Origin of the sequence: Paraburkholderia sp. Clong3 (assembly GCF_050436485.1) — a bacterium.
Classification (GTDB): Bacteria; Pseudomonadota; Gammaproteobacteria; order Burkholderiales; family Burkholderiaceae; genus Paraburkholderia; species Paraburkholderia tuberum.
On sequence record NZ_JBNDMH010000002.1, the window covers coordinates 1,040,116 to 1,066,899 of the forward strand.

The 26,784-nt window shown below is 64.4% G+C and carries 22 protein-coding genes; all 22 read left to right on the forward strand.

All coding sequences use genetic code 11. The annotated features are described in order from the left end of the window. Positions 1 to 260 precede the first annotated feature (260 nt). The 22 genes from OKW30_RS09065 (at position 261) to tnpB (ending at position 26,770) form a co-directional block, all read left to right on the forward strand. Positions 261 to 413: a hypothetical protein gene (locus tag OKW30_RS09065; protein ID WP_429346551.1), complete on the forward strand. Its 153-nt coding sequence runs from the start codon at positions 261 to 263 to the stop codon at positions 411 to 413. Positions 414 to 991: 578 nt separating this feature from the next. After that, positions 992 to 1,453: a helix-turn-helix domain-containing protein gene (locus OKW30_RS09070; protein WP_184074200.1), complete on the forward strand. Its 462-nt coding sequence runs from the start codon at positions 992 to 994 to the stop codon at positions 1,451 to 1,453. Next, entirely contained in the window at positions 1,450 to 1,992 is a 543-nt protein-coding gene (locus OKW30_RS09075) for a transposase (RefSeq protein ID WP_429346552.1), read from the forward strand. Before OKW30_RS09070 ends, OKW30_RS09075 begins: the two co-directional genes overlap by 4 nt. Positions 1,993 to 2,905: 913 nt before the next feature. Beyond that, entirely contained in the window at positions 2,906 to 4,435 is a 1,530-nt protein-coding gene (locus OKW30_RS09080; protein ID WP_184074196.1) for a phage tail sheath family protein, read from the forward strand. A gap of 10 nt (positions 4,436 to 4,445) precedes the next feature. Then, positions 4,446 to 4,976 (forward strand): phage tail protein, encoded by a 531-nt coding sequence (locus OKW30_RS09085; RefSeq protein ID WP_184074194.1) that lies wholly within the window; start codon positions 4,446 to 4,448, stop codon positions 4,974 to 4,976. Between the two features lie 6 nt (positions 4,977 to 4,982). Beyond that, entirely contained in the window at positions 4,983 to 5,720 is a 738-nt protein-coding gene (locus tag OKW30_RS09090) for a phage baseplate protein (RefSeq protein WP_184074192.1), read from the forward strand. Between the two features lie 10 nt (positions 5,721 to 5,730). Further along, positions 5,731 to 6,546 carry a hypothetical protein gene (locus OKW30_RS09095; RefSeq protein WP_184074190.1) on the forward strand — a complete coding sequence of 272 codons (816 nt, stop codon included), beginning with the start codon at positions 5,731 to 5,733 and terminating at the stop codon, positions 6,544 to 6,546. Beyond that, complete coding sequence (locus OKW30_RS09100; RefSeq protein ID WP_184074188.1) at positions 6,543 to 7,763, forward strand: DUF4255 domain-containing protein; 1,221 nt, start codon at positions 6,543 to 6,545, stop codon at positions 7,761 to 7,763. The genes OKW30_RS09095 and OKW30_RS09100 overlap by 4 nt, the downstream gene beginning before the upstream one ends. Then, complete coding sequence (locus OKW30_RS09105) at positions 7,760 to 9,925, forward strand: ATP-binding protein (protein WP_429346553.1); 2,166 nt, start codon at positions 7,760 to 7,762, stop codon at positions 9,923 to 9,925. The genes OKW30_RS09100 and OKW30_RS09105 overlap by 4 nt, the downstream gene beginning before the upstream one ends. A gap of 298 nt (positions 9,926 to 10,223) precedes the next feature. Continuing rightward, a complete protein-coding gene (locus OKW30_RS09110) occupies positions 10,224 to 11,861 on the forward strand; it encodes a DUF4157 domain-containing protein (RefSeq protein ID WP_429346554.1) in 1,638 nt (545 codons plus the stop codon). Then, on the forward strand, positions 11,858 to 12,514 hold the full coding sequence (locus tag OKW30_RS09115; protein WP_429346555.1) for a hypothetical protein: 657 nt from the start codon (positions 11,858 to 11,860) through the stop codon (positions 12,512 to 12,514). Before OKW30_RS09110 ends, OKW30_RS09115 begins: the two co-directional genes overlap by 4 nt. After that, positions 12,511 to 12,888 carry a LysM domain-containing protein gene (locus tag OKW30_RS09120; protein WP_184074178.1) on the forward strand — a complete coding sequence of 126 codons (378 nt, stop codon included), beginning with the start codon at positions 12,511 to 12,513 and terminating at the stop codon, positions 12,886 to 12,888. The genes OKW30_RS09115 and OKW30_RS09120 overlap by 4 nt, the downstream gene beginning before the upstream one ends. After that, positions 12,885 to 14,012: a hypothetical protein gene (locus OKW30_RS09125; RefSeq protein WP_184074162.1), complete on the forward strand. Its 1,128-nt coding sequence runs from the start codon at positions 12,885 to 12,887 to the stop codon at positions 14,010 to 14,012. Before OKW30_RS09120 ends, OKW30_RS09125 begins: the two co-directional genes overlap by 4 nt. 18 nt (positions 14,013 to 14,030) lie before the next feature. Next, complete coding sequence (locus OKW30_RS09130) at positions 14,031 to 14,546, forward strand: phage baseplate assembly protein V (RefSeq protein ID WP_175197592.1); 516 nt, start codon at positions 14,031 to 14,033, stop codon at positions 14,544 to 14,546. A gap of 30 nt (positions 14,547 to 14,576) precedes the next feature. Then, positions 14,577 to 14,900 carry a hypothetical protein gene (locus OKW30_RS09135; protein ID WP_429346556.1) on the forward strand — a complete coding sequence of 108 codons (324 nt, stop codon included), beginning with the start codon at positions 14,577 to 14,579 and terminating at the stop codon, positions 14,898 to 14,900. Between the two features lie 30 nt (positions 14,901 to 14,930). After that, on the forward strand, positions 14,931 to 15,293 hold the full coding sequence (locus tag OKW30_RS09140; protein WP_184074158.1) for a GPW/gp25 family protein: 363 nt from the start codon (positions 14,931 to 14,933) through the stop codon (positions 15,291 to 15,293). Positions 15,294 to 15,305: 12 nt separating this feature from the next. Beyond that, entirely contained in the window at positions 15,306 to 18,179 is a 2,874-nt protein-coding gene (locus OKW30_RS09145; protein WP_184074156.1) for a putative baseplate assembly protein, read from the forward strand. Further along, positions 18,176 to 21,805, forward strand: coding sequence for a putative baseplate assembly protein (locus tag OKW30_RS09150; RefSeq protein ID WP_429346557.1), 3,630 nt, complete (start codon positions 18,176 to 18,178; stop codon positions 21,803 to 21,805). The genes OKW30_RS09145 and OKW30_RS09150 overlap by 4 nt, the downstream gene beginning before the upstream one ends. Further along, on the forward strand, positions 21,802 to 23,997 hold the full coding sequence (locus OKW30_RS09155; RefSeq protein ID WP_429346558.1) for a hypothetical protein: 2,196 nt from the start codon (positions 21,802 to 21,804) through the stop codon (positions 23,995 to 23,997). Before OKW30_RS09150 ends, OKW30_RS09155 begins: the two co-directional genes overlap by 4 nt. A gap of 31 nt (positions 23,998 to 24,028) precedes the next feature. Then, complete coding sequence (locus OKW30_RS09160) at positions 24,029 to 25,714, forward strand: DUF6519 domain-containing protein (protein WP_184074151.1); 1,686 nt, start codon at positions 24,029 to 24,031, stop codon at positions 25,712 to 25,714. Positions 25,715 to 25,977: 263 nt separating this feature from the next. After that, positions 25,978 to 26,439 (forward strand): IS66-like element accessory protein TnpA, encoded by a 462-nt coding sequence (gene tnpA, locus OKW30_RS09165; protein ID WP_429346559.1) that lies wholly within the window; start codon positions 25,978 to 25,980, stop codon positions 26,437 to 26,439. Next, the gene (gene tnpB / locus OKW30_RS09170) at positions 26,420 to 26,770 is read left to right on the forward strand and encodes an IS66 family insertion sequence element accessory protein TnpB (protein ID WP_429346560.1); all 351 of its coding nucleotides are present in this window, start codon (positions 26,420 to 26,422) and stop codon (positions 26,768 to 26,770) included. Before tnpA ends, tnpB begins: the two co-directional genes overlap by 20 nt. The last annotated feature ends 14 nt before the right edge of the window (positions 26,771 to 26,784 follow it).

Sequence of the window (26,784 nt, forward strand, 5' to 3'; positions counted from 1 at the left end):
GACCCGATAATTCAGAATGGTTGCCGCCACCGCGGTCCCAATGCCGGCAAGAGGGCGAAATATGCCGTTTGCATGATTCGGTGCCGCCGACCTTCCGTGCAACCGATCAACCGGCAATGTTCAGCCTGTTGGGCGAGCGTTCGACACACGTGGGCAAATCATTGACAATCATCAAGGTGACAATGATCGGAGTACTCATCTGAATATCCCGGCTGCGCATTGTCGGCATTTGCTGCAACCAGCCAATTGAGGAGTATCGAGTGTCTTCCCTCGGAGACAGAATTCGTGCTGCTGGTGAAGCCGCTATTGCTGCATCCGCTGATCATGTTGGCGCCGAATTGGTGGCGCAGCTGCCGCAGCTGGTTCCGGCACCATACCGGATTGAAACTGGCATCATCTGGGGAGTGAAATAATTATTTCGTGTCCTAAGGTATTCTTAAGAAAAAGCAAACATGCTTGTGCCGTCTTGAGCTTACCGAGAAAATTTTTGTCAGCTCCACATCATGCAGACAAACACTGGTTCGATTCACTGTATGTTTTCGGATCTCTGATGTCAAGAATTCCCTAACCGCGTCATGCTCAATTTGGCAGAAGCCAATTTAAGAACAAACCCATGTTGTTTAAGTTCAATGCCAAGAGTGAGCGAATTCGTAAAATCACGCTGCGGCGTAGCACCTAAATCGTGCATAGCCTGTCATCGCCGCTTCCCATCACCAGACTGTGCGGATCTGGCTTGACAAGAGTGCAAATTCTCCTAGATTTGATGCAGATGTCATGAGCGTTTGTACGGTTGTTGTCATGGCAATAACAAAGGGAATGATGTTGTCAGTCATACGGCAGTCGAAATTTCACTTTCGTTACCGGATCATCTGCAGTGCCTGTCGGCCTGTAGAGAGGTACGTTTTGGCTTTTAATTGTTATCCGCTAAGTGTTCCTGGTAAAACTGCGTGGATTTCGGTAGCCTGGATTTTTCCCTGGTACCGAGGTGTCGATGAAATTCCGTGTGAAGCTTTTAAAGGCTGAGGAGATCACATTGCAGGAGATGGCGATCAATCACCGGTTCAACAACACGCGCAGACGCGCCACTGGTCTTTTGATGCTCGCTCGCGGGGATAAGCCAAAGGTCGTCTGTGAAGCCCTCGGCGTGAGCGACCGGGCTGTCTACAGCTGGGCGGGCGCGTGGCGTATTGGAGGCGTTTGCGCGCTCATGTGCAGTCACAACGGTGGTCGGCCGCGTGCACTTCGCGATGACGTGGTCGCTGTCGCGCTGGAGATTGCGCGGGCCGAGCCGCTTACCCTGGCCCAGATAGCTCGACGCGTTGAGCAGGCAAAAGCCCAAGCGCTGCCCTGTAAGATAGAAACGCTGGGTGAAGCCCTCAAGCGTGCGGGCTTCACTTTCAAGCGCAACCGCTTCTCGCTGAAAAAAGGCGCAATGAACAGGAGTTCGAGATGAAACAGGCCACGCTTGAGAAGCTTCAGGTCGTCGCGCGCGATGGCCAGTGTCGCCTGTTCTATTTCGACGAGGCCGGCTTTTGCGGATCATCGCCGGTGCAGCGTAGCTGGTCACCACGTGGACTGCCCCATGCCATTGAGCCCAACCACCATTGTCGACGGAATGTGATGGGCGCACTGAACTTCGCTGAGAACAGTTTCGTCCACGTAGAAACCAGCCATACGGTCAAAGGGCCTCACGTTGAGGGTTTTCTCAATGAATGTCAGGGCGATGGTAGGCCGACCGTGATCGTGCTCGACAACGCGAGCATTCGTCACGGAATCGATCAGCTCACCCTGGACCGCTGGTTCATTGAACACAAAGCACTCCTGTTTTATCTGCCGCCGTACAGCCCCAAACTGAATCTCATCGAGATCGTACGGAAGCACTTCAAGTACCACTGGCGGCGATTCGCGACGTGGACGACAGAAACCATCGATGCGGAGCTGGAAATTCTGCTCAGCGGATATGGTTCGAAATTCAAAGTAAATTTTTCGTGAACACATAGCAGATAATAAGGCGCGCGTGGCGTGAAGTTCGGCATGTTCGTCTTGAAGCGCCCGGATCTCGTCGCTCTTTTGCACTGGTAGCAACGACGGACAGGTTTCGCTATACAAGAACGATCCTTTTGTCGATTTACCAAAAAAACGTAAATGGCATTTCCCGGGGCGCTGATCGTCAACTCACTCTAGTCTGAGTGTATGGTTTGCATTTTTCCATTCGTTGGCTATAAACGCACGTTGTGCGATACCGCAAATTGCGCATGACATAAAGAGTGAGAGGCGGCGAAGTGTCGCGTCGGGCGCTTGCCAGGGGACGATGCATCGGCGACGTAGTGTTCGATGGTGAATCGAAAGAAAGATAGATCATGCCTGAGGCAATGACTTATCCAGGTGTGTGCGTTGAGGAAATTCCGAGTCGCGTGATCACCCTCACCGGCATGGCGACGTCCATTACAGCATTTGTCGGGCGCGCGCTGCGCGGGCAGACTCAGTTTTGGGAGCTACAGGTTCGAGGCGGCGAACGAAGGCAGTTGGGGCGTCAAGTTGCGGGTCGTGATCGATGTGTAGGGTGCCCTCATTTGTCGAGGGTTTTCAGGGCGCTTCATCCATGTCCCTGCGTCCCGGGCGCCGCCGGCGTTCGATGACGCCGGCAAATGCGGTACGGAAAGCCAGGTATCAGCATTCGTTCGTATTACGCCTTTCGTACTATTGAGGAGTTCCCGCGTCGGCGGGTGTGTAGTTACCAGCCGAACGGCGACGCATACCTTCCCGGCATGGCTCGCTGCGGTTCTGATCGCTGCTGCCCCTGCGCCACCAGTGCGGCAGGGTTACCGACCTCGTCGGGGAAGCCGGGAAAGTCGGATGCGCCCGGCGGCCGTCTGACGCAACCTGCCATAGAAGGAGGCGGCACATGCCTGTCACAGTCAACTATCCGGGCGTCTATATCGAAGAGATCCCCAGTGGCGTGCGTACCATCACCGGAGTCGCCACGTCGATTGCGGCCTTTGTCGGCTGGGCGCCACAGGGAGCGGTGGGTAGCGCAACCCTGGTGCAAAGCTGGATGGACTTCACTCGCGAGTTCGGTAGCATGGACAGCCGCAGTTTGCTTGGCTATTCGGTCTACCAGTTCTTCGCCAACGGCGGCACCCAGGCCTACGTCATTCGCATCGTCGGCGCCGGCAGCGTAGCGGCGAGCGTCACCCTGAGCGGCGTGTTGACGGCCAGCGCTAACAGCCCGGGGCTGTGGGGCAGTGCCTACGGCATTAAAATCAAGAACCTGGCGACCCCGGGGAGATTCCAGCTCCAGGTGTACAGTCTGCCGCCCACTCCCGCCCCGCCGGTCCTGGTCGAGTCTTTCGAGAATCTGTCGATGAGCAGCAGCGACAGCCGCTACGTCCAGGCAATCGTGAACAACGGGTCGTCCTACGTCACGGCGACGGTGATCGGCGTCAATCCCAATCCGCCGGCGGACACCGCCACGCCCTCGCCACTCACCGGCGGCGCCGACGGCACCATCCTGGCGCCGGCGTCCACCAGCAGCATGCCCGCTGGCGCTTTCGAGACCGCGGTCCTGCCGGGTAGCGGCGTCGGCGTCGACCTGCTTGAGCACGTGGACCTGTTTAACCTGCTTTGCGTCCCCGGCGAAGCGGACCCAGCGACCTTGAGCACCCTGGAAGGCTTCTGTCACGACCACCGGGCCATGCTTATTGCTGACTGTTACCAGGATGCCACCTTCAAGTCGCTGCAGACCAGTCAGGGGCCGCCAACCCAGATCACCGCCGGCGACAACGCGGCGAACGCTGCTTTCTATTTCCCCTGGATCAGTGCGCCGGACCCGCTCATGTCGAACCAGCCCGGCAGCTTCCCGCCTTGCGGATTTATGGCCGGAATCTACGCACGCACCGATTCGAACCGGGGCGTATGGAAAGCGCCTGCTGGGACCGAAGCCAGCCTCACCGGTGTGCTGGGCGTCTCGCAGCCGCTGAACGACATCGAGAACGGCACGCTCAATCCGGCGGCGGTCAATTGCATCCGCAATTTCAGTGTCTATGGCACCGTTGTCTGGGGCGCGCGCACCCTCCAGGGCAACGACCAGATGGGCTCCGAATGGAAGTACATTCCGGTGCGGCGCATGGCGCTCTACATCGAGGAGAGCCTTTACCGCGCACTGAAGTGGGTCGTTTTCGAGCCGAACGACAATCCCCTATGGTCCGAGATCAGGCTGAACGTCGGCGCCTTCATGCAGAACCTGTTCAGGCAGGGTGCATTCCAGGGCATGACACCGCAGGATGCGTATTTCGTCAAGTGCGACAACGAGACCACGACCCAGAACGACATCAACCTGGGAATTGTGAACATCGCCGTCGGCTTCGCGCCCCTGAAACCTGCGGAGTTTGTCGTCATCCAGATCCAGCAGATGGCTGGGCAGATCGCAACCTGAGGAGGCGCTCATGGCTCAATTCACCGTAAACGCTCAGCGCTTCGATCCGTACAAGAATTTCAAATTCCGCGTGCGCTGGGACGGCCGCTATGTCGCCGGCGTCAGCAAGGTCGGCCTCCTGAAGCGCACCACCGAAGTGGTCAAGCACCGCGAAGGAGGCGATCCGTCGAGCAGCCGCAAGTCCCCGGGACGAACCGAGTTCGATGCCATCACTCTGGAGCGCGGGGTCACCCATGACGTGGCCTTCGAGCAGTGGGCCAACAAGGTCTGGCAGATCGGCGCCGGCCTCGGCGCTGAAGTCTCGCTCCAGAATTTCCGCAAGGACATCACCATTGAGGTGTACAACGAGGCGGGTCAACTGGCGCTGGCGTACAAGGTTTATCGTTGCTGGGTGTCCGAGTATCAGGCGCTGCCCGACCTCGACGCCAATGCCAACGCGGTAGCCATCCAGCACATCAAGCTCGAAAACGAAGGTTGGGAGCGGGACCAGTCGGTCCCTGAGCCCACCGAACCGAGCTTCTCGAACCCGGCCGCCGGATGATCCGCCATGCGCCCCCTGTCGGCCGCCGAGTTGCTGTGCGCGTGGGAGGACGGGCTGTCCCGGGGTCCGGTGGACCGGGCCTTGGTGTTGCTTGCTGCGGCGAGCCCTGAGGCGGCTTCCGATTCCCTGGCAGCGTTGCCCATCGGCGAGCGCGATTCGCGTCTGCTTGCCCTGCGCGCCTGGATTTTCGGCGCCACCCTTGCCAGCCGTGCAACGTGTCCGGCATGTGGCGAGCAGGTCGAGTTCTCCTTCGACGCAGCATCGCACTTTGCGCCGTGGCGGAATGAGCCACCGCAGACCGAAATCGGGATTTCGTTTGCTTGCTACGATCTCTGCCTGCGTCCGCCGAACAGCGTCGACGTGGCCGCGCTCTCCCTTGATTCCGACGCCGAGGCTCGGCGCTCACACTTGTTTGCTCGCAGCCTGGTGAGCGCTTCGATAAACGGCGACCCGATCGGAGCGGACCACCTGCCGCCGGAAGTCGTTGCCGCAGCGGCAGAAGCCTTGGCAAAAGCCGATCCCCTGGCGGACATGCGTGTGGACCTGGGCTGCCCGACTTGCGGATACCACTGGCAGGCACCGTTCGATATCGTTCCGTTCTTCTGGAGCGAAATCGAGGCCTGGGCCTGCCGCATACTGCGGGAAGTTCATGTCCTTGCCCGCGCCTACGGCTGGTCCGAGCGCGACATCCTGGAGTTGAGCCCGGCGCGCCGGCAGGTCTACCTGGAGTTGGCCGGATCATGAGGGGGAACGCATGAGCGACTTCTTCTCCCGGCTGGCGGAACGCAGCCTGGCGGTTCCGCCTGAATCGATCCGGCCGAGGCTGCCAGGGCTGTTCGAACCGCTGGTCACCTCCGCCCCGAGCCTGCCGGCAATCGATTCCGGCCCGGCAGAGGATTTCGATGCCCCCGCGTCCCGGATCGCGGTGGCGCGCCAAGGTTCCGATGTCCCGAGCACGGCACCCACGCACGAAGCGATTCCACAGCGGCCACAGGAGGACTTCGAGGCCTGCCGCCCGCCAGCGCAGGTCGAGGCACAGACGCCAGTCCCGGTCAGACACGAACCGGCCGCTCCGCCCCGGTTCCTGGCGCCCCGTCGCCTTGAGCCCGATGCTGCCGACGGGGATCGCCCGCCGGATTCGGCATTGCGACCCCGCCTGACTGAAAGCGCGGTCAGCCTCCCCCCTTCCGCTGCGCGCAGGCCGGATTCTGCCGCCGCTCCCGGAAACGTCGCGGACACCCTGCGCGCGCCGCCCTCGCCGCGGGGTCTGGCCAATGCGCCGGTGACGCTGACCGCCCCGGCACTGCCTGCCGAACTCCTGGCCCGGATCGCGGCATCGGTCGCAGGGCAGCGGAACCAGCCGAAGGACGAACGCGCGCCGCACCACGGCGCCAAACAGCCTGTGCCCGCGAGCGAGACGGTGGTCGAGGTCAGCATCGGCCGGATCGAAATCCGCGGCGCCGAATCCCGGCCGTCCAGCCGCAAGGAAGCGGCAAGGCCGGCGGTCATGACGCTTGACGAGTACCTGCGCCAGCGGCGGAGTGCGTCAACGGGACCGGGCAGATCATGAGCAATGCCCTCGCCATCGCGGCAACGACTGCGACCCTGGAGGCGATCCTGGGCAACGGCATCCACGCCGACCCGGACCTGGCGGATACCGCCATCACCGGGCTGCCGCCGGACAAGGCGCGGGGAACGATCACCAGCAACCAGCTTAATCTTTTCCTTTACCAGATCCTGCCCAATGCTGCCTGGCGCAACATGGATGTGCCGGGTCTGGTGAAACCCGGCGAGACGGGGGTGCCTCCGCTGGCGATCAACCTCCACTACCTCGTCACCGTGTTCGGCCGCGAAAACGACAACAGCCAGCCCTTCGACCATCACCTGATGGGCCGGGCGATGAGTCTGCTTTACGACCATGCGCTGCTGGGTCCCGACGAAATCCGCCTTGCCTTTCCCGGCAGCGACCTGGAGCGGCAGGTGGAGCGGGTGCGCATCACCCTCCAGCCCCTCGATATCGAGCAGATATCCAAGCTGTGGACCGGATTTGCCACCCAGTACCGGTTGTCGGTGGGCTACGAAATTTCAGTGGCGCTGATCGACAGCACCCAGCCGGTGAAGACGCCCTTACCAGTGTTGACCCGGGGTCCCCAGGACAAAGGCCCCATTTCCCAGGGCAATCTGCTGCCGCCCTTCCCGGCCCTCTCTCAGATCCAGCCGCCGGGCCAGCAGGCAAGCGCGCGCCTAGGCGACCTGCTGACGCTATCGGGCGCGCTCCTCGACGGCACCCTCCTCGGCGTCATTTTTGACCACCCCCTCTGGTCTCAGCCCGTCGAACTTGCGCCCCAGCCGGGTTCCACCTCGACCAAAGTCACGGTACGCATCCCCCCCGGCCAGCCTGCCGCCTGGCCTGCGGGAACGTATTCGATCGCCTTCGCCGTCCAGCGCCCCGGCGAGAGCTTCCGGCGAACGACCAACGCCCTGTCTTTTTCCCTTGCGCCTGCCATCGTCGTCACACCCAAGAGCGCCCCTGCCGGCAGCGTCGCCTTTGCCATTTCGTGCAGCCCCTGGCTGTGGCCCGGCCAGCACGCATCTTTCCTTGTCTCCGACCAGGACGTCGCGCTGGCCGACGTCGCGGCAGCGACTGGCAGCCTCGCTGCCACCGTAACCCTGACGGCCGGCAGCTATTTTGTGCGGCTGCGGGTGGACGGCGTGGACAGCCTGCTCGTAGACAACTCGGTGTCGCCGCCGGTGTTCGATACGACGCAACAGGTAACGATCACATGAACACCGCCACCGCTCCCACCTGGCAGGAAGTGAATTCGCGCTACCTGGCTGCGGCGCTCGCCTGGCTAAAGATGAAGCTCGAACACCACGGTCGCCGGCACCCAGGTGAATCGAGGGAATATCCGGCGCCAGGACTGCCTGCTCCACCCCCGGCCCCCAGAACTGGGCCCGCCCACTGGTGGCAAAGGCGCTCTCCCGGGGCCGTGGCGCCCGAAGAGCGCGCCCCCCATGCGCCGCAGCCCCTGCCTGCGCCGGCCCGAGACGACGCCCTGGCGCGCGCCGAAGCGGAATACGCCGCTGCCGCCGCCCAGACCAACCCCGCGCCGGTGCTGATGCGGTTGTCGGCACTGCTCGGGCTCTCCCAGTTCGAACGGGAAATCCTGCTGCTCTGTACGGCGATGGAACTGGACCCGGACATCGCCGGCCTTTGCGAGCGTGCTCAGGGCCACACGGGGCACGCCTACCCGACTTTCGCGCTCGCCCTGGCACTGTTCGACAATGCCGCCTGGGACGCCCTGTCTCCGCAGAATCCCTTGCGCTACTGGCGCCTGATCGAGATCCACCAGTCCCGCAGCCACCCTCTGTCGGTAAGCCCGATCCGTGCCGACGAGCGCATCGTCCATTTCATCCAGGGCATGGATTACCTGGACGACCGGCTCGCCATGCTGGTGAGCGCCGTCCCCGCAGCCGATGACGACAACCTGCCGCCCTCGTATGCCGCACAGGTGGACGCCATCATTCATAGGCTGCAGTCGGCGGCGCCGGCCGGGATGTTCCCGCTGGTGCAACTAGCCGGCCGCGACAGCGCCAGCAAAGCGTTCATTGCGGCGCTGGTGGCGCGCCGGCTGGGCGTCCATCTCTATCGGCTGCCGGCGGAAGCCATTCCGGCGGACGCACACGAACTGGAAACTCTGCAGCGTCTCTGGCAGAGGGAAAGCGTGATGCTGCCATTGGCGCTTTACGTCGATGCGCCTCGGACCGAAGCCGGCCCCCGGACGCCGGCTGAATTGGGCCGGTTGTTATCGGAAATCGGCGGCATCTCATTCGCCGACGCGGCCGAACCTGTTCCGTTGGCCGCGCGTGACTCCTTTGTAGTCGATGTCGACAAACCCGACACCGACGAACAGGAAGCGCTGTGGATTGCCGTTCTCGGCCCGGTCCTGGGACAGAGCGGTTCGCCGCCACCCCCGATCGCCCCCCAGCTCGCGTCACAGTTCAAGCTCGGCGTCGAAGACATCCGTCGCATCGCCAAAACGGTCGCCGCAGACGAAGGGGCAGGCAGTGCAGCGCCGGCAGAGCGGCTGTGGGACGCCTGCCTCGAAGTGACCCGGCCGCGACTCGACCAGCTTGCCCAGCGGCTTATCCCCAAGGCGGGCTGGGATGACCTCGTGCTGCCCGCTGCGGAATCGTCGCTGTTGCACCAGATTGCAGGCCAGGTGGACTCGCGCAGCCAGGTCTATCGCAGTTGGGGATTTGCCGATCGGATGAGCCGCGGACTGGGAATCAGCGCGCTTTTTGCCGGCGAGTCGGGAACCGGCAAGACCATGGCCGCCGAAGTCATCGCCAGCGAACTGCGGCTCAACCTCTACCGCATCGACCTGTCGGCAGTGGTAAGCAAGTACATCGGCGAGACGGAAAAGAACCTGCGCCGGCTGTTCGACGCGGCGGAGGACGGCGGCGCAATCCTGTTTTTCGATGAAGCCGACGCCCTGTTCGGCAAGCGCAGCGAAGTCAAGGACAGCCACGACCGCTACGCCAATATCGAGATCAACTACCTGCTGCAGCGCATGGAAGCTTACCGGGGCCTCGCCATCCTGGCGACCAACCTGAAAAGCGCCCTCGACCAGGCCTTCCTGCGCCGGCTGCGATTCATCGTCACCTTCCCGTTTCCGGCATATGCCGAACGAAAGTCCATGTGGGAGAAGGTTTTCCCACCCAGGACGCCGACCTCCGGACTCGATTTCGATGCCCTGGCCCAGTTGAACCTCACCGGCGGCAACATCCACAGCATTGCGCTCAATGCTGCCTTCACCGCCGCTCACGCGGGAACGCCGGTGACCCAGGCTCTGGTGCTGGACGCCTCCCGCGCCGAACTGAAGAAACTAGGCCGGACCGTGAACGAGATTGAGTTCAGGCGTCAGGGAAAGCTGGGGGCCGCATGAAAATCCGCGTCCATATCGACCGTCTGGTGCTCGATAGCATGCCGCTGCCGTCGGGATCCCGGGCAGCGGAGGCGGCGCGGCTGCGCGCCGCAGTCGAGTCCGAACTGGCGCGGCTCCTGGCGAGGTCCAGTCTTGGCCCCGAACTGGCGGCAGGCAGGCGTCTTGCAAGGATCGACGCGCCCCCGCTGCAAGCTACCGGCAACAGATCGGCCACTGGCCATGGCTTGGGGCAGGCCATCGCCCACTCAGTGCACGGGGCACTCGCGGGTGCCGGCGCGGCAAAGAAAGGAAAGATGCCATGAGCAAGCAGGGCGCATCGCTTACCAAGTCTCAAGGTCAGTCGACTCCGAACCGGGGCAGCACCGGAGCGTTCGAACGTTCGCCGACTCTGGGCCGCCACGTCTGCATTCAGCGCGACGCCGCTGGTCCGGCGATTGACCACGACGCGCCGGAGCGGGTGCGCTCGGTGGTCGAATCGCCGGGAACGCCACTCGATTCAGCCACCCGGGAAACGATGGAGCCCCGGTTCGGCTACGACTTCAGCCAGGTGCGGGTCCATGCTGACGATCACGCCGCGGAATCCGCCCGCGCCGTCGGCGCCCATGCCTACACGGCAGGTTCGCACGTCGTCTTCGCCGGCGGCCAGCCCTCCCCCGGTTCCGCCGCCGGCGACCGCCTCATGGCCCACGAACTGACCCACGTCGTCCAGCAGTCCCAGGGGCCGGTGGCGGGAACGGCGGTCGCCGACGGACTTTCGGTGAGCGATCCGGCCGATGCATTCGAGCAGGATGCTCGCCGGCAGGCTGCCGAACCTGCGCCCCGCAACGAAATTCCGGAAGCGCGGCAGCTACAGGCCAACGCGCCCGCGGGCGGTCAACTTCAGATCCAGCGATTCACGGACACGTCTCCGAACAGCGACTACACCCGGCGCCAGACATCCGCCGGCGAAACGAGTGCAGATGCGGCCAAGGCCAGCGCCATCACCGGCGGCATCTACGGAGGAATCGGCGCGATCACCGGCGTCCTCGGTGCCTTTGCCGCGATCCGCTCGGCAAACTTCGCGGAGCGCTCCGCCCAGGCGGCAGAAGACCCCCCGGTCGCCGAGCCGACTACCGGCGGCATCTCGGTCACCGACGCGGACATCCCGGAAATCAAGGGCGTCGACAAATTCAAGGATCCGTCAAAGGAAGAACTTCAGCTGAACGCCGATCCGGAGTCGGTCACGAAAACGACCGAAACTGAGAAGACGCAAGGCCAGGATGTAGCGACTTCGACCGGCACCGACGTCGAGCGAACCCAAGGCGAGGGCGCCAGTGCCAAAAAGATTACCAGCCGGGGCGGCACGACCAAGACGACTCCTGCCGACAAGACGAGGACATCGGAAGCCAAGCTGTTCAAGCCCCTGGACGACAAGGACCAGACACAAACGTGGCGCCTGCTCACCGTCAGCCAGGGAAAAGACAACCAGGCGAGCTTCTACATGACCCTGCGCACCGCCGGCAAGGACATCAAGGACGGCGGCACCGAACCGGGCGACGCCGTCGGTTTCCTGGGCGGCACGATGGAAGCCAATACCGCGATCACCTTCAAGGCGCGCCCGGGCGCCCACGCGGACGACGGAAGCGCAAGCGTCAGGATGCTTATTGGAGGAAGCAACACGCCACCGAGGAAGATGATGCAGGAAAGCGGCTTCTTTGGCGGCGGCGGCCCCAAGTTCAACGAAAACTACACCGTCCAGCGCTTCCGCGCCGCGGTGAACTTCTCGGCCAATGCGGCCACTGCACCGGCAGTCGAGGCCAAGACCTTGAAAGTGGGAGTTGGAACCATCACCGCTGGCAGCGGCAAGCCGGATGGGAACGACGCCCTGGTGAACGTGGATCTGCCCAATGCCGTCGGCGCCGGCGTCGACTCCCCCGGGAAGAAGAAGAAAAAATGAGCGCCTTTCCCGGTTCCCCCCGCGTGCTGAAGGGCGGCATCGTCCTGCTCGATCCGGACCAGTTCACTTTGTTGCCCAACGGCATCATCGTCCTCCAGTACAACCCGGACACGTTGAGCCGCACGCTCAAGATCAAGGGCGCCGAGGAAGGCGGCGACCGGTCCGAGGCGCTGCGGCTGACCGGCCCGCCGGTGGAGACGATCAAGCTCGACGCCGAGATCGACGCCACCGACCAACTGGAGGCGGGGGATGCTACGACCCTGCAGTTCGGCATCGCGCCCCATCTTGCCGCCCTTGAAACCATCGTCTATCCGGCGAGCAGCACGCTCCAGAACAATTTCAACCTGGCGCAGCAGGGGGTGCTCGAGATCATGCCCATGCTGGCGCCATTCACCCTGTTCGTGTGGAGCGCGAGCCGGATCGCGCCGGTGCGCATCACCGAACTCTCGATCACCGAGGAAGCCTTCGACCCGGCGTTGAATCCGCTGCGTGCCAAGGTCAGCCTGGGCCTTCGGGTGCTCACCATCGACGACCTCGAATTTTCTGACAAGAGCGGCAGCCTTTACATGGCCTACCAGAGGCAGAAGGAAAACCTGGCAGGCAAGTTCCAGGGCGGCACCTTTAGCGCACTCGGTATCAGCGGAATATCATGAGCGATCCCCTCTTCAACGACCCGGTGGCGGCACTGCTGGCGCAGACTTCGCTGCAGAACAACCTGTTCGCGCCCAACAGCCGATATTTCGGACTGCCGACTTCGATGCTGTCGCCGCCGGGCTGCGAAAAGCCCATCGTCTACCTGCTGCGCCGCTTCGTTCCTCCGCCCGAGCGCTTCCAGGTCATCCAGGAGCACACCGTCGTCCAGGACGATCGGCTCGATCGGCTCGCCGGGCAATACCTCGGCGATGCGACGCTGTTCTGGCGTCTGTGCGATGCCAACCGGGCGATGCGCCCCGACGACCTGACGGCGACCCCGGGCGCAACGGTGGCCATCACGCTGCCCGAAGGCGTCACCGGGAGCTCGATGTGAACCGGGGCTTTTACCTCACCCTCTTGATGGGCGGGTTCAACGCGAGCCCGGTCCCCGAGCCCGTGATCGAGGCGCTGCAGGAGGTCTCGGTCAGTTCCACCGTGGGTGCCCAAGGCGGGTTCCAACTGAAGTTCAGCCTGGGCAAGAATTCTCTGGTGCGCCAGATGCACGACGCCGGCAAGTTCGATCCGCGCCAGCGGGTCGTCATTGCCGTCACCGTCAACGGCGCGACCGAAGTGCTGATGGACGGCATCATCACCCGGCAGGAACTGGCTCCCAGCAGCGCCGCCGGGAAATCGACCCTGTCGATCACCGGGCTCGACCTGACCGCGCTCATGGATTTCATCGACCTGACCGGCATCCCCTACCCGGCGCTGCCCAACTTCGTCATCGTCGAGGCGATTCTCGCCAAGTACGCCGTCCTCGGCGTCACTCCACTCGCGCTGCCGGCGAGCATCCCCACTTTCGAGAATCCCCTCGAGCGCTTCATCAAGCAACAGGGCACCGACTACCGCTTCGTCACGACCCTGGCAAAAAACGACGGCGCCGTTTTTTACCTGGACCCGGGGCCGACTCCCGGCAAGAGCCTGGCGTACTGGGGACCCGACCTGAGCAAGCTGTTCGGCGGTCCCCAGCCCGCGCTGTCGATCAATCTGGACGCCAGCACCAATCTGGATTCGATCAGCTTTTCCTACGACGGCACCCTGGCGACCCAGTACCTGGTCACCATCATCGAGCCCATCACCAAAATACCCATCCCCATCCCGGTGCCCAACATCGATCTGCTGAAGGCGCCGCTCGCCGCCCATGCGCCAACGCCGCTGCGCAGCGTCCAGTTGAAACCGATGGCCAACGAAAGCCCCGCCGGCGCCGCGCTCGCCGGTCTGGCCTCGGAATTCCAGACCGTTGACGCCATCAGCGCCAACGGGTCGCTCGACGTGCTGCGCTTCGGCCACGTTTTCAAGGCCCGCCAGCTCGCCGCGGTACGCGGCGCCGGCAATTATTACGACGGCAAGTATTACGTCAAGAGCGTTAGCCACAGCATCAAGCGCGGCGAGTACAAGCAGAGCTTCACCCTGAGCCGGGGTGGCACCGGCTCGTCGGTCTCGTCGGTGAGCCCGTAACGCGGACGGAGGGGCGAAATGAGGGACGGCCCGCAATACTTTGGCATCTACCGGGGCACGGTGATGAACAACGTGGACCCGATGCAGCTCGGGCGCATCATGGCGACGGTGCCCGACGCCGGCGGCATCACGCCGTCCACCTGGGCCACGCCCTGCGTGCCGCTCGCTGGCAAGCAGATGGGAACCTTCATGGTGCCCCAGGTCGGCGCCGGCGTCTGGATCCAGTTCGAGGCAGGCGACCCGGACCGGCCAGTGTGGAGCGGCGGCTGGTGGGGCACCGCAGCCGAAGTGCCGGCGCTGGCGTTGGCTGGCGTTCCGGGAGACCCCAACATCGTCATCCAGACGACGCTCCAGAACGCGGTCGTCATCAGCGATCTGCCCGGCCCCACCGGCGGCATCATGCTGAAGAGCGCGACCGGCGCAACCATCATCGTCAACGACACCGGCATCTACATCCAGAACGGCAAGGGCGCGAGCATCGTCATGACTGGGCCGACGGTGACGGTGAACGCCGGCGCCCTAGTGGTGACTTGACGGTGACCCGACGAATACGCGGAGAACAGCATGCCCGGATTCCTGGTCCATGTCGGCGCGACGGTCACCTGCTCCCACGGCGGGCAGGCCCAGCCGACCGTACCCAACCCCCGCGTCCTGGTCATGGGCCAGCCGACAGTGACGATCGCCGGGCCCTACGCCGTCACCGGCTGTGCCCTGCCGCCGCCGCCCTCCGGCAACGGCCCCTGCGCCACAGGGCAATGGACTGTCGGCACCGTGCGGGTCACGTCGAACGGCCAGCCCCTAGTGATCCTGTCGAGCGTCGGTCTGTGCGCACCGTCGGGCACCCCGCTCATCATCGCAGCCACCCAGACCCGGGTAACCGCTACCTGAGAGCCACCCGAGAGCCACCTGAGGCACGCCATGAACATCGACTTCCCCTTCCATTTCGACTCCCGGGGCCGCACCGCCGCCACGGATATGAAAGACCACATCCGCGACATGATCGAGGAGTTGCTGTTCACCAACCCGGGCGAGCGCGTGAACCGGCCCGACTTCGGCAGCGGTCTGATGCAGATGGTCTTCGCGCCGCTGTCCGCCGAACTCGCTGCAGCGCTGCAATTCACCCTGCAGGCAGCGCTGCAGCGCTACCTGGGAGACCTGATCGATCTCCTGAACCTGGAAGTGAGCGCAGTGGATTCGACCCTGACGGTGACCGTCAAGTACATGATCCGGCGCACCCAGGAAGTGCAAACCGAGACCTTCCAGAAAAGCGGTGCGAGTTGAGCGGAGCAAGCGATGACGACGACCTGCCAGACGGTATGCAAGGACGAGCGGCGGCGGCGCGATGTGCGCAAGGCGCCCCTGTTCGGGCTCGATTTCGCCGAGCCGAGCGACGACCAGCGCACGCTGGTTGTCTGGTTCCTCGGCCGCGCGCCGCAGCGAATCGAAATGGCCAACCTGACGCTGACCGGCGGCAGGCGCATTCGCGATGTCGCCATCGTCGGACTTCAGATCCATCGCCAGACCGACACGACCCTAGACGACTTCATGGAAGTGGCGGTGGACAAGCCGGGAGACTTTTCGGTCTATGTGCTGTCGGTGGTCGCCGTGGACGACCACGGTAAGCCCACCTCCTTGCCCATGGCGGGATTTGACCCGCGCTACGCCAGCGTGGACGTGAAATTCAAGGCCGCGTGTCCGACCGGGCTGGACTGCAAGGTCCCCCAGGCCTGCCCGCCGCCCATACGCTCGCAGCCCGAGATCAACTACCTGGCCAAGGACTACGCCAGCTTCCGCCAGTTGATCCTCGACCGGCTGGCGCTGATCATGCCGCAGTGGCAGGAAACCCACGTCCCCGACCTTGAGATCACCCTGATCGAACTGCTGGCCTACGTCGGCGACTATCTGTCCTACTACCAGGACGCGGTGGCGACCGAGGCCTACCTGGGAACCGCGCGCCAGCGCATTTCAGTACGGCGCCACGTCCGGCTCACCGACTACGCCATGCACGAGGGGTGCAACGCCCGCGCCTGGATTACTGTCACTACCGACACCTTCGAGCCCATTGACGCTGGCGGAATCGAATTCATCACGAGTTTTCCCGGCGTGCCGAACCGGACCCTGCTCACGCCCTCAGACCTGGAGCCGGTGCCGCCTGCCGACTACGACGTATTTCTGCCGCTCCTGCCGGGTTCCGGGACGATCGATCTTGTCATCGACCACAGCGAAATCCGCTTTTATGCCTGGGGCGACTGCGAGTGCTGCCTGGCACCGGGGACCACGTCTGCGACGCTGATCGACCGCTGGGTGCCGTCCCCTGCCACAGATCCGGCACAGGGTTCCGCAACGGTCGCGGGCGATCCGCCGGGGACGATGCGCGTATTGCAGCTCAAACCCGGAGACGTCCTGATCCTGGAGGAAGTCATCGGCCCCAATACCGGCAACCCGGCGGATGCCGATCCAGCCCATCGGCAGGCGGTGCGGCTGACCAAAGTGACACCTGCAATCGATCCGCTGTACCACCAGGGCGACTATCCGGGAACGCCGGTAGTCGATATCGAATGGGACCCAGACGACGCCCTCACCTTCCCCTTGTGCATTTCGGTCAAGGCCCCGCCGCCGGACTGTAACTGCCTGGAAAACGTCAGCGTCGCCTACGGCAACGTCGTGCTGGTGGACAACGGCGCCAGTCAGAGCGAAGTGCTGGGAACTGTCGGCACCGCGTCCACCGCGCCCCGCTGCGCAGGCGACTGCGAGCCGGCTGGAATGACCATCGTCGCCGAACGCTTCACTCCGGCACTCTCGCAGCGCCCTCTGAGCTTCGGCGTTCCGCTTCCGGCCTGCGCTTCCGCCGCGGCATTGATTTCCCAGGACCCGAGTCAGGCGCTGCCGCTCATTTCACTGAAGGCGATTTCCGCTGCGCCGGTGTGCCCCGAGCTTGCCGATCCGGCCCCGCCCTGCTCCATCCCGCCGCTGTTCACTTTCGACGACCTCGCCGACCCCACCGGCCTGGCTTACCGGCTCATCACCCAAACCGATATCAACACCCGGGAACTCCTGTCGCGCCTGTCCGCCGCGACGCGCCAGGCGCTTGCCGGCTATACCGGCGGCAGCCCCATGCCGCCTGCGCTCAAGGCCGATCTGATCGCCGACTTGAGCGCCCTGCTCGAAACCTGGCAGCCCCGCTACGACCTCCTGGAGTCCGGGCCTGACGACAGGGTTTTCGTCGTCGAGATGGACGACGACGGCTACGGACACTTGCGCTTCGGCGACGGCAGCCTCGGACGCCAACCCGATGCGGGGACAATGTTCCGCGCCGACTACCGCACCGGCAACGGCCCGGCGGGCAATGTCGGAGCAGGAACGATCTGCTACCTGGTGCTGGAAAACGAGACCTTGAGCGGCATCACCGTCACCGTAGGCAATCCGATGGCCGCCACCGGCGGCACCGCCCCCGAGCCGGTAGCCGACGTCAAGCGCTTCGCTCCCTACGCCTTCCGTGACGTCATCGAGCGGGCGATCATCGCCGACGACTACGCGGCGCTGGCCGCAGACAACACGAGGCGGCATGCCGAGCGTCCCGCCTGCGGCGGACCCTTTCTTCCGCTCCAGGGCGCAAAGGCCGTGCTGCGGTGGACCGGAAGCTGGTTGACTGCGCTCACCGCTCTCGACCCCTTGGGCCGGGAAAGCGCACCGCCGTCTCTCACCGATGAAGTCGCCGCCTACCTCGAACCCTATCGGCGCATCGGCCACGACCTGCTGGTGTCCCCCGCCGAGTACGTTGCCATCGACCTCGCGCTTACGGTCTGCGTCCTGCCCGGATACCTGCAAGCCCATGTAGAAGCGGCACTGCTGGGCGTCTTCAGCAACCGGGTGCTCGCCGACGGCAGCCTGGGCTTTTTCCATCCCGACCGCCTGACCTTCGGCACCGGTCTGATGGTCAGCAGCATCGTCGCCGCTGCGCAGGCGGTTCCCGGCGTCCAGAACGTCAAGGTCTCCCGGCTCGAACGCTGGGAACTTGTGGAGCCGGTTGCGGGCGAGTCGCTCTCCGACGAAGTGCCTCCGTGCGGCGTTCTCACCCTGGGTCCACTCGAAATCGCCCGGCTCGACAGCGACCCGAACTTTCCCGAAAACGGCAGGCTGACCCTGGACATGCGGGGTGGAAGATGAAAGCGACCTGCGGGAATTCGCTCTGCGGCTGCTGTGTAGGCACCGAGATCCTCACCCCCTCGATCGAATCGAACCGGCCCGGGCTGCCGGCGATCGCCTACCGGGCAGGCACCTGGGCGACTTTTTATGAAACCATGATCGCCCGGTTGTCCACGCTCACCCTGGACGTAACCGACGACTCCGGCAAGACGACCCGCATCCGGCCGCTATCCCTGCTCAGCACCCGCGCTCCCGACGATCCGGCCATCGCCCTGCTCGACGCCTGGGCGCTCGTCGGCGACGTGCTCACCTTCTACCAGGAGCGGATCGCCAACGAAGGCTACCTGATGACCGCGACGGAGCGGCGATCGGTCCTCGAACTGGCGCGGCTCACCGGCTACACGCTCCGGCCCGGGGTTTCCGCCAGCGTCTATCTGGCCTTCACTGTCGCCAACGGATTCCAGGGAACGCTGCCCGCCGGCACCCGTGCGCAAAGCCAGCCGGGAACCGGACAGACCGCGCAGTTCTTCGAGACTTCCGCCGACCTCGTCACCCGGGACAGCTGGAACACCCTCCAGCCCCGGCTCGCCCGGCCGCAGGTCATCACCCTGGCGGCCGACTCGGGAACCGACGCAGCAACCCGGGACACCTTGTACTTCGCTGGCACATCAACCAACCTCAAGGCTGGAGACGCGCTCCTGATCGAACTCGGCAGCGCCGAGCAGATCGTGGACACCCAAGGCGTGCGCCAGCCGGGCCAGCAGGTGTTCCGCTTCGTCGATACCGTCACGCCGCAGTCGGCGCAAAACCGCACCGAGGTCATCCTGAGCCAGCCCTTTTTCGAAGGACAGGGCCACAATGCCCAGGAGATGGTCGCGAACGCCCTCAACCCCTTCATTGACGAGGCATCGACCATTTTCGCGGGCAGCGACTTGGCCGCCGGCGTCGCTGCCGACCTCGCCAACGTGATCAGTGCCGTCAATACTGCGCCGGACCTGACGACCGCCGCGTCCTACGTCTCGGCGCTCATTCCCGCAATTCAGGCGGTGCAGGACGCCGCCGCACGTCGCCAGTTCAGCCGGCTCGAGGCCTGGGTCAGCGATCTCGTGAACCTGCTGACCGACCTGGTCCCCTCGGTTCAGAATCTCGACGGCAGCAGCGTTCCCGTGTCCGGGCCTGGGTTCGTCCCCATCCGAACGGGACTTGCCGCATCGGGTATTGCCAAGCTCGCGTCCATCGTCGATTCTTTGGCGCTTCTGCCCTCCCTCCAGCCCGCCAATTCCTTGCGATTGGCACGGACGGTGGCGGCCACGTTCTCGCCTCAGGCGGACACGGCGCCGCGGCTCCTAGCCGCGTTCAAGCCCCGAGCCGCCGGCACGCTCTACCAGGCCTGGTCGGGAATCGCGGCGCCCGCCAGCCAGGTCCGTGTTTATGCCTTTCGGGTCAAGGCATCGCCGTATGGCGCAAACGCGCCCCAGCGGGCCGCTGCCACCCAGAACTCGACGCCGCAGTACTTCGAATGGCCACTGGCGGACGACGACACGAGCAGCACGGTTTCGCTCGATGCCAGCTACGACAAGATCACTACCGGCAGCTGGGTGATTCTCGACAGCGAGGACATAGAATCCGTATCGGCGAGCCGCAGCGATCCCATCATCGCCCGGGCCACATTGGTCAGGCCGGTATCCCGGTCCGACTACGGAATGGCCGCCCGCGTCACCCAACTCGACCTCGATACCTCCGGCAGGTGGCTGCCGAAGTCCGGAGCCACGGTGCCGCCCTCGCCAGCGCCCGCCGCCGTCGGCGCGGTCGGAGCGGCTTTAGCGGCTGTAGCGGATGTCGAGGATGTCTCCACCCTGCGGCGAGTCACGATCTGGGCTCAACCGGAGGAACTCGAACTCGCCGATGAGCCCCTGGACACAGACGTCGAAGGCGACACCCTGGAGCTCGCCCAGCTCTACGACGGCATCGAACCCGGGCGCTGGATCATCGTTTCGGGCGAACGCACCGACATTGCCAATACGACTGGCGTCACGGCAAGCGAACTGGTCATGGTCGCGGCGGTGAACCAGGGCTCCCGTGCGCCCCTGTGCGCGCTTTTCCCTGCGGACCTTGTTCCCTTCCTAGGGTCGGTCTATACCACCGACGCCAACACTCAGGGCGACCGGCTGGTGGTGGGCGAACTGGCGGGCGACGCCGCCGGGCTGGCGCAGTTGACCGCCCTGTTGCCACCGGCGACGTACGCCAACCAGCAGTTCTGCGACCAGGTCCAGCTGGCGCCGGGCCTCTACGTGAATGCCTACGTTCCGACCCAGGATGAGCTTGCCGGCAATTTCCCCGACTTCGCCGGCCTGCTGGCGGACCCGAACGGCGTCCCCTATGCCGGCGGCACCATCCCTGGCGCCGTGCTGGGACAGGTATTCGCCTGGCGAATCTCGTCGGCGCCGGTGCATACCATCCTGACCCTCGCCAACCAGCTCGCCTACAGCTACGACAGCAGTTCGGTAGCGATCTACGGCAACGTCACCGAGGCGACCCACGGCCAGACGGTGGGCGAGGTCCTCGGCGACGGCGACGCCAGCAAGGCCTTCCTCGCTTTCGGCCTGGGGCAGAAGCCGCTGACCTATGTCGCGGCGGCGACGCCTGCAGGCGCAGCCAGCACACTCACGGTGAGTGTGAATGACATCGAATGGAACGAGGCGCCGGACCTGTTCAGCCTTGCACCCACGTCGCGCGGCTTTATCACCGAAACCGACGACACCGACCAAACCCAGGTAGTCTTCGGCAACGGCGACCACGGCGCTGGCGTGCCCACCGGGTCGGCCAACGTCAAGGCGACCTACCGCTACGGGATCGGGGCGGCGGGCAACGTCGCGGCCGGGAGCATCAGCCAACTGGCGACCCACCCCCAAGGCGCCCAGGGCGTCATCAACCCGCTTGCCGCATCCGGCGGCGCAGACCGCGACAGCCTGTTGCAAGCGCGGGTGAACGCGCCGCTGGCAGTCATGGCACTCGATCGGCTGGTTTCGATCGTCGACTACGCCGACTTCTCCAGAAGCTTCGCCGGCATCGGCAAGGCGTCGTCAGTGCGACTCTCGGACGGCCGCCGCCAGGTGGTGCATGTCACTATCGCCGGCGCCGGCGACATTCCCATCGACGCGACTTCGGACCTGTATCGCAACCTGTTCGACACCCTGAACACCCATGGCGACTCCCAGATGGCTGTGCTTCTGGCCCTGCGCCGCCTGAAGCTGCTGGTCATTTCGGCGCGAATCGCACTCCAGCCCGATTACGAGTGGGAGTCCGTCGTCACGAACCTGACCGCCACCCTACTCGCCGCCTTTGGCTTCGACGCCCGGGACCTGGGGCAGAGCGCATTCGCGTCGGAGGCCATCGCCATCATGCAGGGGGTGCCCGGGGTGAACTACGTGGACCTGCGGATATTCGACGGCATCGGCGAAGCGGTCACTGCCGCCCAACTGGCGACCCTAGCGTCCACCCTCAAGCTCAACGACTACGTCGAAGCTGAACTGGCGCGCTCCAACCCAGCCGCCACCGACGCGACCCAGCGCATCCTGCCCGCTGAACTGGTGATCCTGACCCCGGACATTCCGGGAACCCTGATCCTGACGGAGATCGGATCGTGAGCACCCCAAGCCAGCCCGCAAATCCCGACCGCCTGTATGAACTGCTGCCGGTCATTCACCAACTGCGGGACGCGGAGCGCGGCTACCCCCTGCGCGCCCTGCTGCAGGTGATCTCCGAGCAGGTGAATGGCATCGACGCCGACATTGCCCGACTCTACGACAACTGGTTCATCGAGACCTGCGATGAATGGGTTGTCCCGTATATCGGCGCCCTGGTCGGCTACGTGCCACTCAACAATCCGAACGACTTGGCGAACCCTGCGACCACGAGGGGACTTGCTGAGGAATCCTTGCTTATCCCGCGCCAGGAAGTGGCGAACACCATCCACTACCGGCGCCGCAAGGGCACCCTGTCGCTCCTTGAAGACCTCGCGCGAGCGGTCGGCGGCTGGCCGGCGAAAGCGGTCGAGTTCTATCGCCTGCTCTCGGTGACCCAGAACATCAGCTATCTTCAGCCCGGCCGCGGCCGGACCGCAAACCTGCGCGATGGCGACGCCCTCGACGACCTGGGCGGGCCTTTCGACGAACTGGCGCACACAGTGGACGTGCGCCGCATCGACTCGCACCGGGGGCGTGGCAGGTTCAACATCCCGGAAGTGGGCGTTTTCGTCTGGCGGATCAAGCCCTACACCGTCACCCGAACGCCCGCCTGCTGCCTGGAGGAGGTCGCGCCCAACTGTTTCACTTTCAGCGTCCTGGGCAACGACAGCCCGCTTTACACCCTGGCCCAACCGGCAGCGCCGGGCGTCTCACCTACTCCGTTGAACCTGCCTGAGCCGATCACCCGACGCCGGCTCGCCAGGCTTGAAACCGGCGAAGACCCGGAATCGTCCACATCCGGAATTCCGTCGTACTACGGCCCGAACGGGAGCTTTACGATCTGGGTCGGCACCCCGCCCCAGCCGGTGCCGCCGGGACAGATTGTCGCCGCCGACCTCTCCGGCTGGAGCTATCGGCCGCTACCCAACACCGTCGCGGTCGATCCCGAGCTGGGACGCATCGCCTTCCCGCATGGCCAACCGAGGAAGCAGGGGGTCTGGGTGTCGTACGTCTACGGGTTTTCCGCCGACATCGGCGGCGGCGAATACGACCGGCCGATTTCCCAGCCTGCGGGGGCTGCCATCTATCGCGTCGGTGAGAACGAGGCGTACGGCAAGATCGGCGACGCCCTCGCCCGATGGACCCAGGACCAGCCCGCCGACGCGGTCGTAGAGATCGCGGACAGCGGCGTCTATGTCGAGCCCATATCCATCACCCTCAAGGCGAAACAGACCCTGCAACTGCGGGCGGCCAACGGCACCCGGCCGGTGATCCGGCTCCTCGACTGGCAAACCTCGGCGCCCGACGACCTGACCGTGAGCGGCGAAGCAGGAAGCTGGTTCGTCCTCGACGGTCTCCTTGTCACGGGTCGCGGCGTTCAGGTGGACGGCGACATCGCCGGAGTCGTCATCCGCCACTCGACCCTGGTTCCCGGCTGGGGCCTCGAATGCGACTGCAAACCGCGTCGCCCGACCGATGCCAGCCTCGACCTGATCGATTCTCCGGATTGCCTCACCATCGAGCACAGCATCGTCGGCGCAATCCAGGTGGACCGAAACGAAGCGAAAAAGGAACCGGGAATAATCCGTATCAGCGACAGCATCGTCGACGCGACGGCAAACGACCAGCCGGCCTTGGGCGCGCCACAGAGCTTGTGCGCGTATGTCACCGTCACGATTGCCCGCAGCACCGTCTTCGGCCAGGTCGCGGCGCATGCTATTGAACTCGCCGAGAACTCCATTTTCATGGGATCGGTGCTGGTATGCAGGCGCCAGGAGGGCTGCGTGCGCTTCTGCTACGTTGCCCCCGGGTCGCGAACGCCGCGCCGCTACGAATGCCAGCCCGACGGCGTGCTGGCTGCCGTTTCCGCGCTGTACCCAAAAGGCGACATCGACGCCGAAGAGCGCGACCGCATGCAGGCCGCGGAGCGGCTGCGGGTCGAGCCCGAATTCACCAGCAGTCGCTATGGCACTCCCACCTATTGCCAGTTTGCCACCGCTTGCGCCTGCGAAATCAAATCCGGCGCCGACGACGAATCCGAAATGGGCGTCTTCCATGACCTGTACCAGCCCCAGCGCGCGTCGAACCTCATGACGCGCCTTGCCGAATACTCGCCGGCAGGATTCGACGCCGGCATCCTGTTTGCAAGCTGAACCCTGAAACTGCCGATCTCCGGAGACTGCCGTGAAAGCCGACCTGACGCGGAACACCTTCGACGCCTTGCGCCACTTCGACCGGGTCCTGATGCAGCAAGGCCGGGTCCAGCTCGACGCCGACTGGAACGAGCAGGGCGAGTTGTTGCTCGCCGCCCTTCGAACCTTGGCCGCCGACATCATCGGTCCCCAGGGCGGACCCACACTCGACTGGGGGTTCGCCCTCACCGCCCTGCCCCAATCCCAGGCCAAAGGCGACTTCCGTATCGGAGCCGGACGCTATTACGTGGACGGAATCCCATGCGACGTGGACGGCCAAGTGGTGAACCTGGCTGCCTCCCCAGGCGGCAACGTTCCCGCAAACGCCACCACTGTCAGCGTCATCGTCGACCAATGGACCGTTGACGGCATACCGTTCGCCAACGGCCAGCTGGTCGAAATCTTCGACGCCGTGCAGATCCCGAACGTACAACCGGCTTTCCAGCCCACGGTCGTCCAGATCACTTCCGCGGTCCAGGGCACGATGACGCTAGGGCTCCAGGGCGCGCCATCGATCGCCAGCGCGACGGCGCCTTCGCTGCGGCGGATCGTTACTTACCTCACCCAGCCGGACTTCCCCGGCGCACCGGCTTTGGCTCAGGGCGACGCGCTCATCTACCTGGACGTCTGGGAGCGGCTCATCACCTATATCGAGGACGACGACATCAGGGAGGTGGCGCTCCTCGGCCCCGATACCGCTGCGCGGTCGAAGATCGTCTGGCAGGTCAAGGCGCTGGCGGGATCGCGTGGCATCCAAAGCGAGAAGTCCAGCGCCTGCGACAACTTCCAGCCCAGCGATAGCGGATTCCTCGCCCGGCTGTTCGGCGCCAACCAGGGCCGCCTCAAGTCGAGGGCAAAACAGACCACGGCCTCCGCCGACCCCTGCATCATCTCCCCAAGTGCCCGCTACACGGGGCCGGAAAACCAGCTCTACCGGGTCGAAATCCACCGCCTGGGCACGGCATGGGACGGCAGCACCGCGGGCAAGTCCAGCGCCGCCACATTCAAATGGTCGAGGGAAAACGGCTCGGTGGCCTTCCCCATCGTCAGCGTCAACACCGGCAACGGCACGACCACCGCGGTGCTTGCCAGCCTGGGCCGAGACGACAGGCTGGGGATCAAGGAAGGCGATTGGGTGGACCTCCAGGACGACGACAGCGTTCTGGCTAACCAGGCGCAGTCGCTGCTTCAGATCCAGGCGATTGACAGCAGTAGCAGAACCGTGACGCTCTCTGGATCAACCTCGATTCAGGGCGACCCGGCGCTCCATCCGCTCTTGCGGCGCTGGGACCAAAAGGAGGGCGACCAGGCCGACGGCGGACTGCAACTGGCAAGCGATAACGCGGCGCTCATTCTCGAAGCAAGCGGCGACACCTGGCTCGAACTCGAAGACGGAGTCCAGATCCAGTTCCAGCCGCCTTTCGGCAACCGCCCCGCCAACCAGTACCGCAGTGGCGACTACTGGCTGATCCCCGCGCGCACCGCCACCGGCGACGTCGAATGGCCCACCGAGGCCGGTGTGGACAGCCAGGGCAACGCCATCGTCGTCCAGTTGGCAAAGTCCCCCGACGGCATCGGCCATCATTACGCACCATTGGGGGTCGTCAATATCAATGCCGACGGCAACGCCAGCCTGTCGGGGGATTGCCGCAAGAAGTTCGGTCCGATTGCTTCGTAGGCGCGGCTCGGTGGGAGCGGCGTACACGCGACGCACCCGATCAAACACGCGCCCTGAAGTTGGCTACGATTTGTGCCCCAGCCTAGGCCAGCTCACCGTGACCAACCTTGTACCGGGCGAGGGGAAGTGTCTCGCCTGAAGATGGAGCTCGACATCACAAAAAAAGCCGCGGCGTACTTCGTAAGCGCTCAATGAACCACGTACTTTCGTCGCGATGAATGCCAGGGCAAGCTGGTGTCCACTTCAACGAATAGGTGGACACCATGCCAGAGGACAGCAAACTGAAGGAACGCCTGGTAACGGGGTTTGAGCGCGAGGGGCGTCGTCGTCGCTTCGATCCTCAAGCCAAGGATGAACTCGTGCGGGCCTGCTTGCGGCCGGGCGTTTCCGTGGCCCGCATTGCTCTCGAGCACGGGCTGAATGCAAATCTGCTGCGCAAGTGGATTAGCAAGTACGAGCAGCAGCAACCCGGCGGCGTAGCCACGGACCAGGTTGTCGAGAACTCGCCCGCCTTTGTTCCCGTGGTTGCGGTCAGCCGGGCTCATGCGGTGGCCTGCGAGCCGCGCGAGATGTCGATACCCGCACAGGCGGCTCAGGGTTCATGGCTGGTCGCCGAACTGCCCAACGGCGTTGTCTTGCGGCTGGAGTGCGCCAGTCATGATGCGGCGCTGGTGACAGCGATGGTGGAGACACTGGGGAGCCGCCATGTTCCGCTTCGACGCTGATGTGAAAGTTTACGTCCATCGCGACGCTGTAGATTTCCGCAAGGGCATTGCCGGCTTGTCGACGATCGTGGAGCACGCGCTGGGGCTGGACCCATTCGCGCGAGCGGTTTACGTATTTCGTAACCGACGTACCGACCGTCTAAAACTGCTGCTGTGGGAGCGCAACGGATTCTGGCTAATGCTGCGCCGCCTGGAAGCTGACAGGTTCGCGTGGCCACGTGGCGGCGAAACGGTGCTTGAGCTGAACGCCGAGCAGTTGCACTGGTTGCTCGAAGGTATCGATCTGCAGGCAATGCACAGGCATCCCGTACGACGCTACGAGCGAGTTTGATCGCTCGTAGCGTT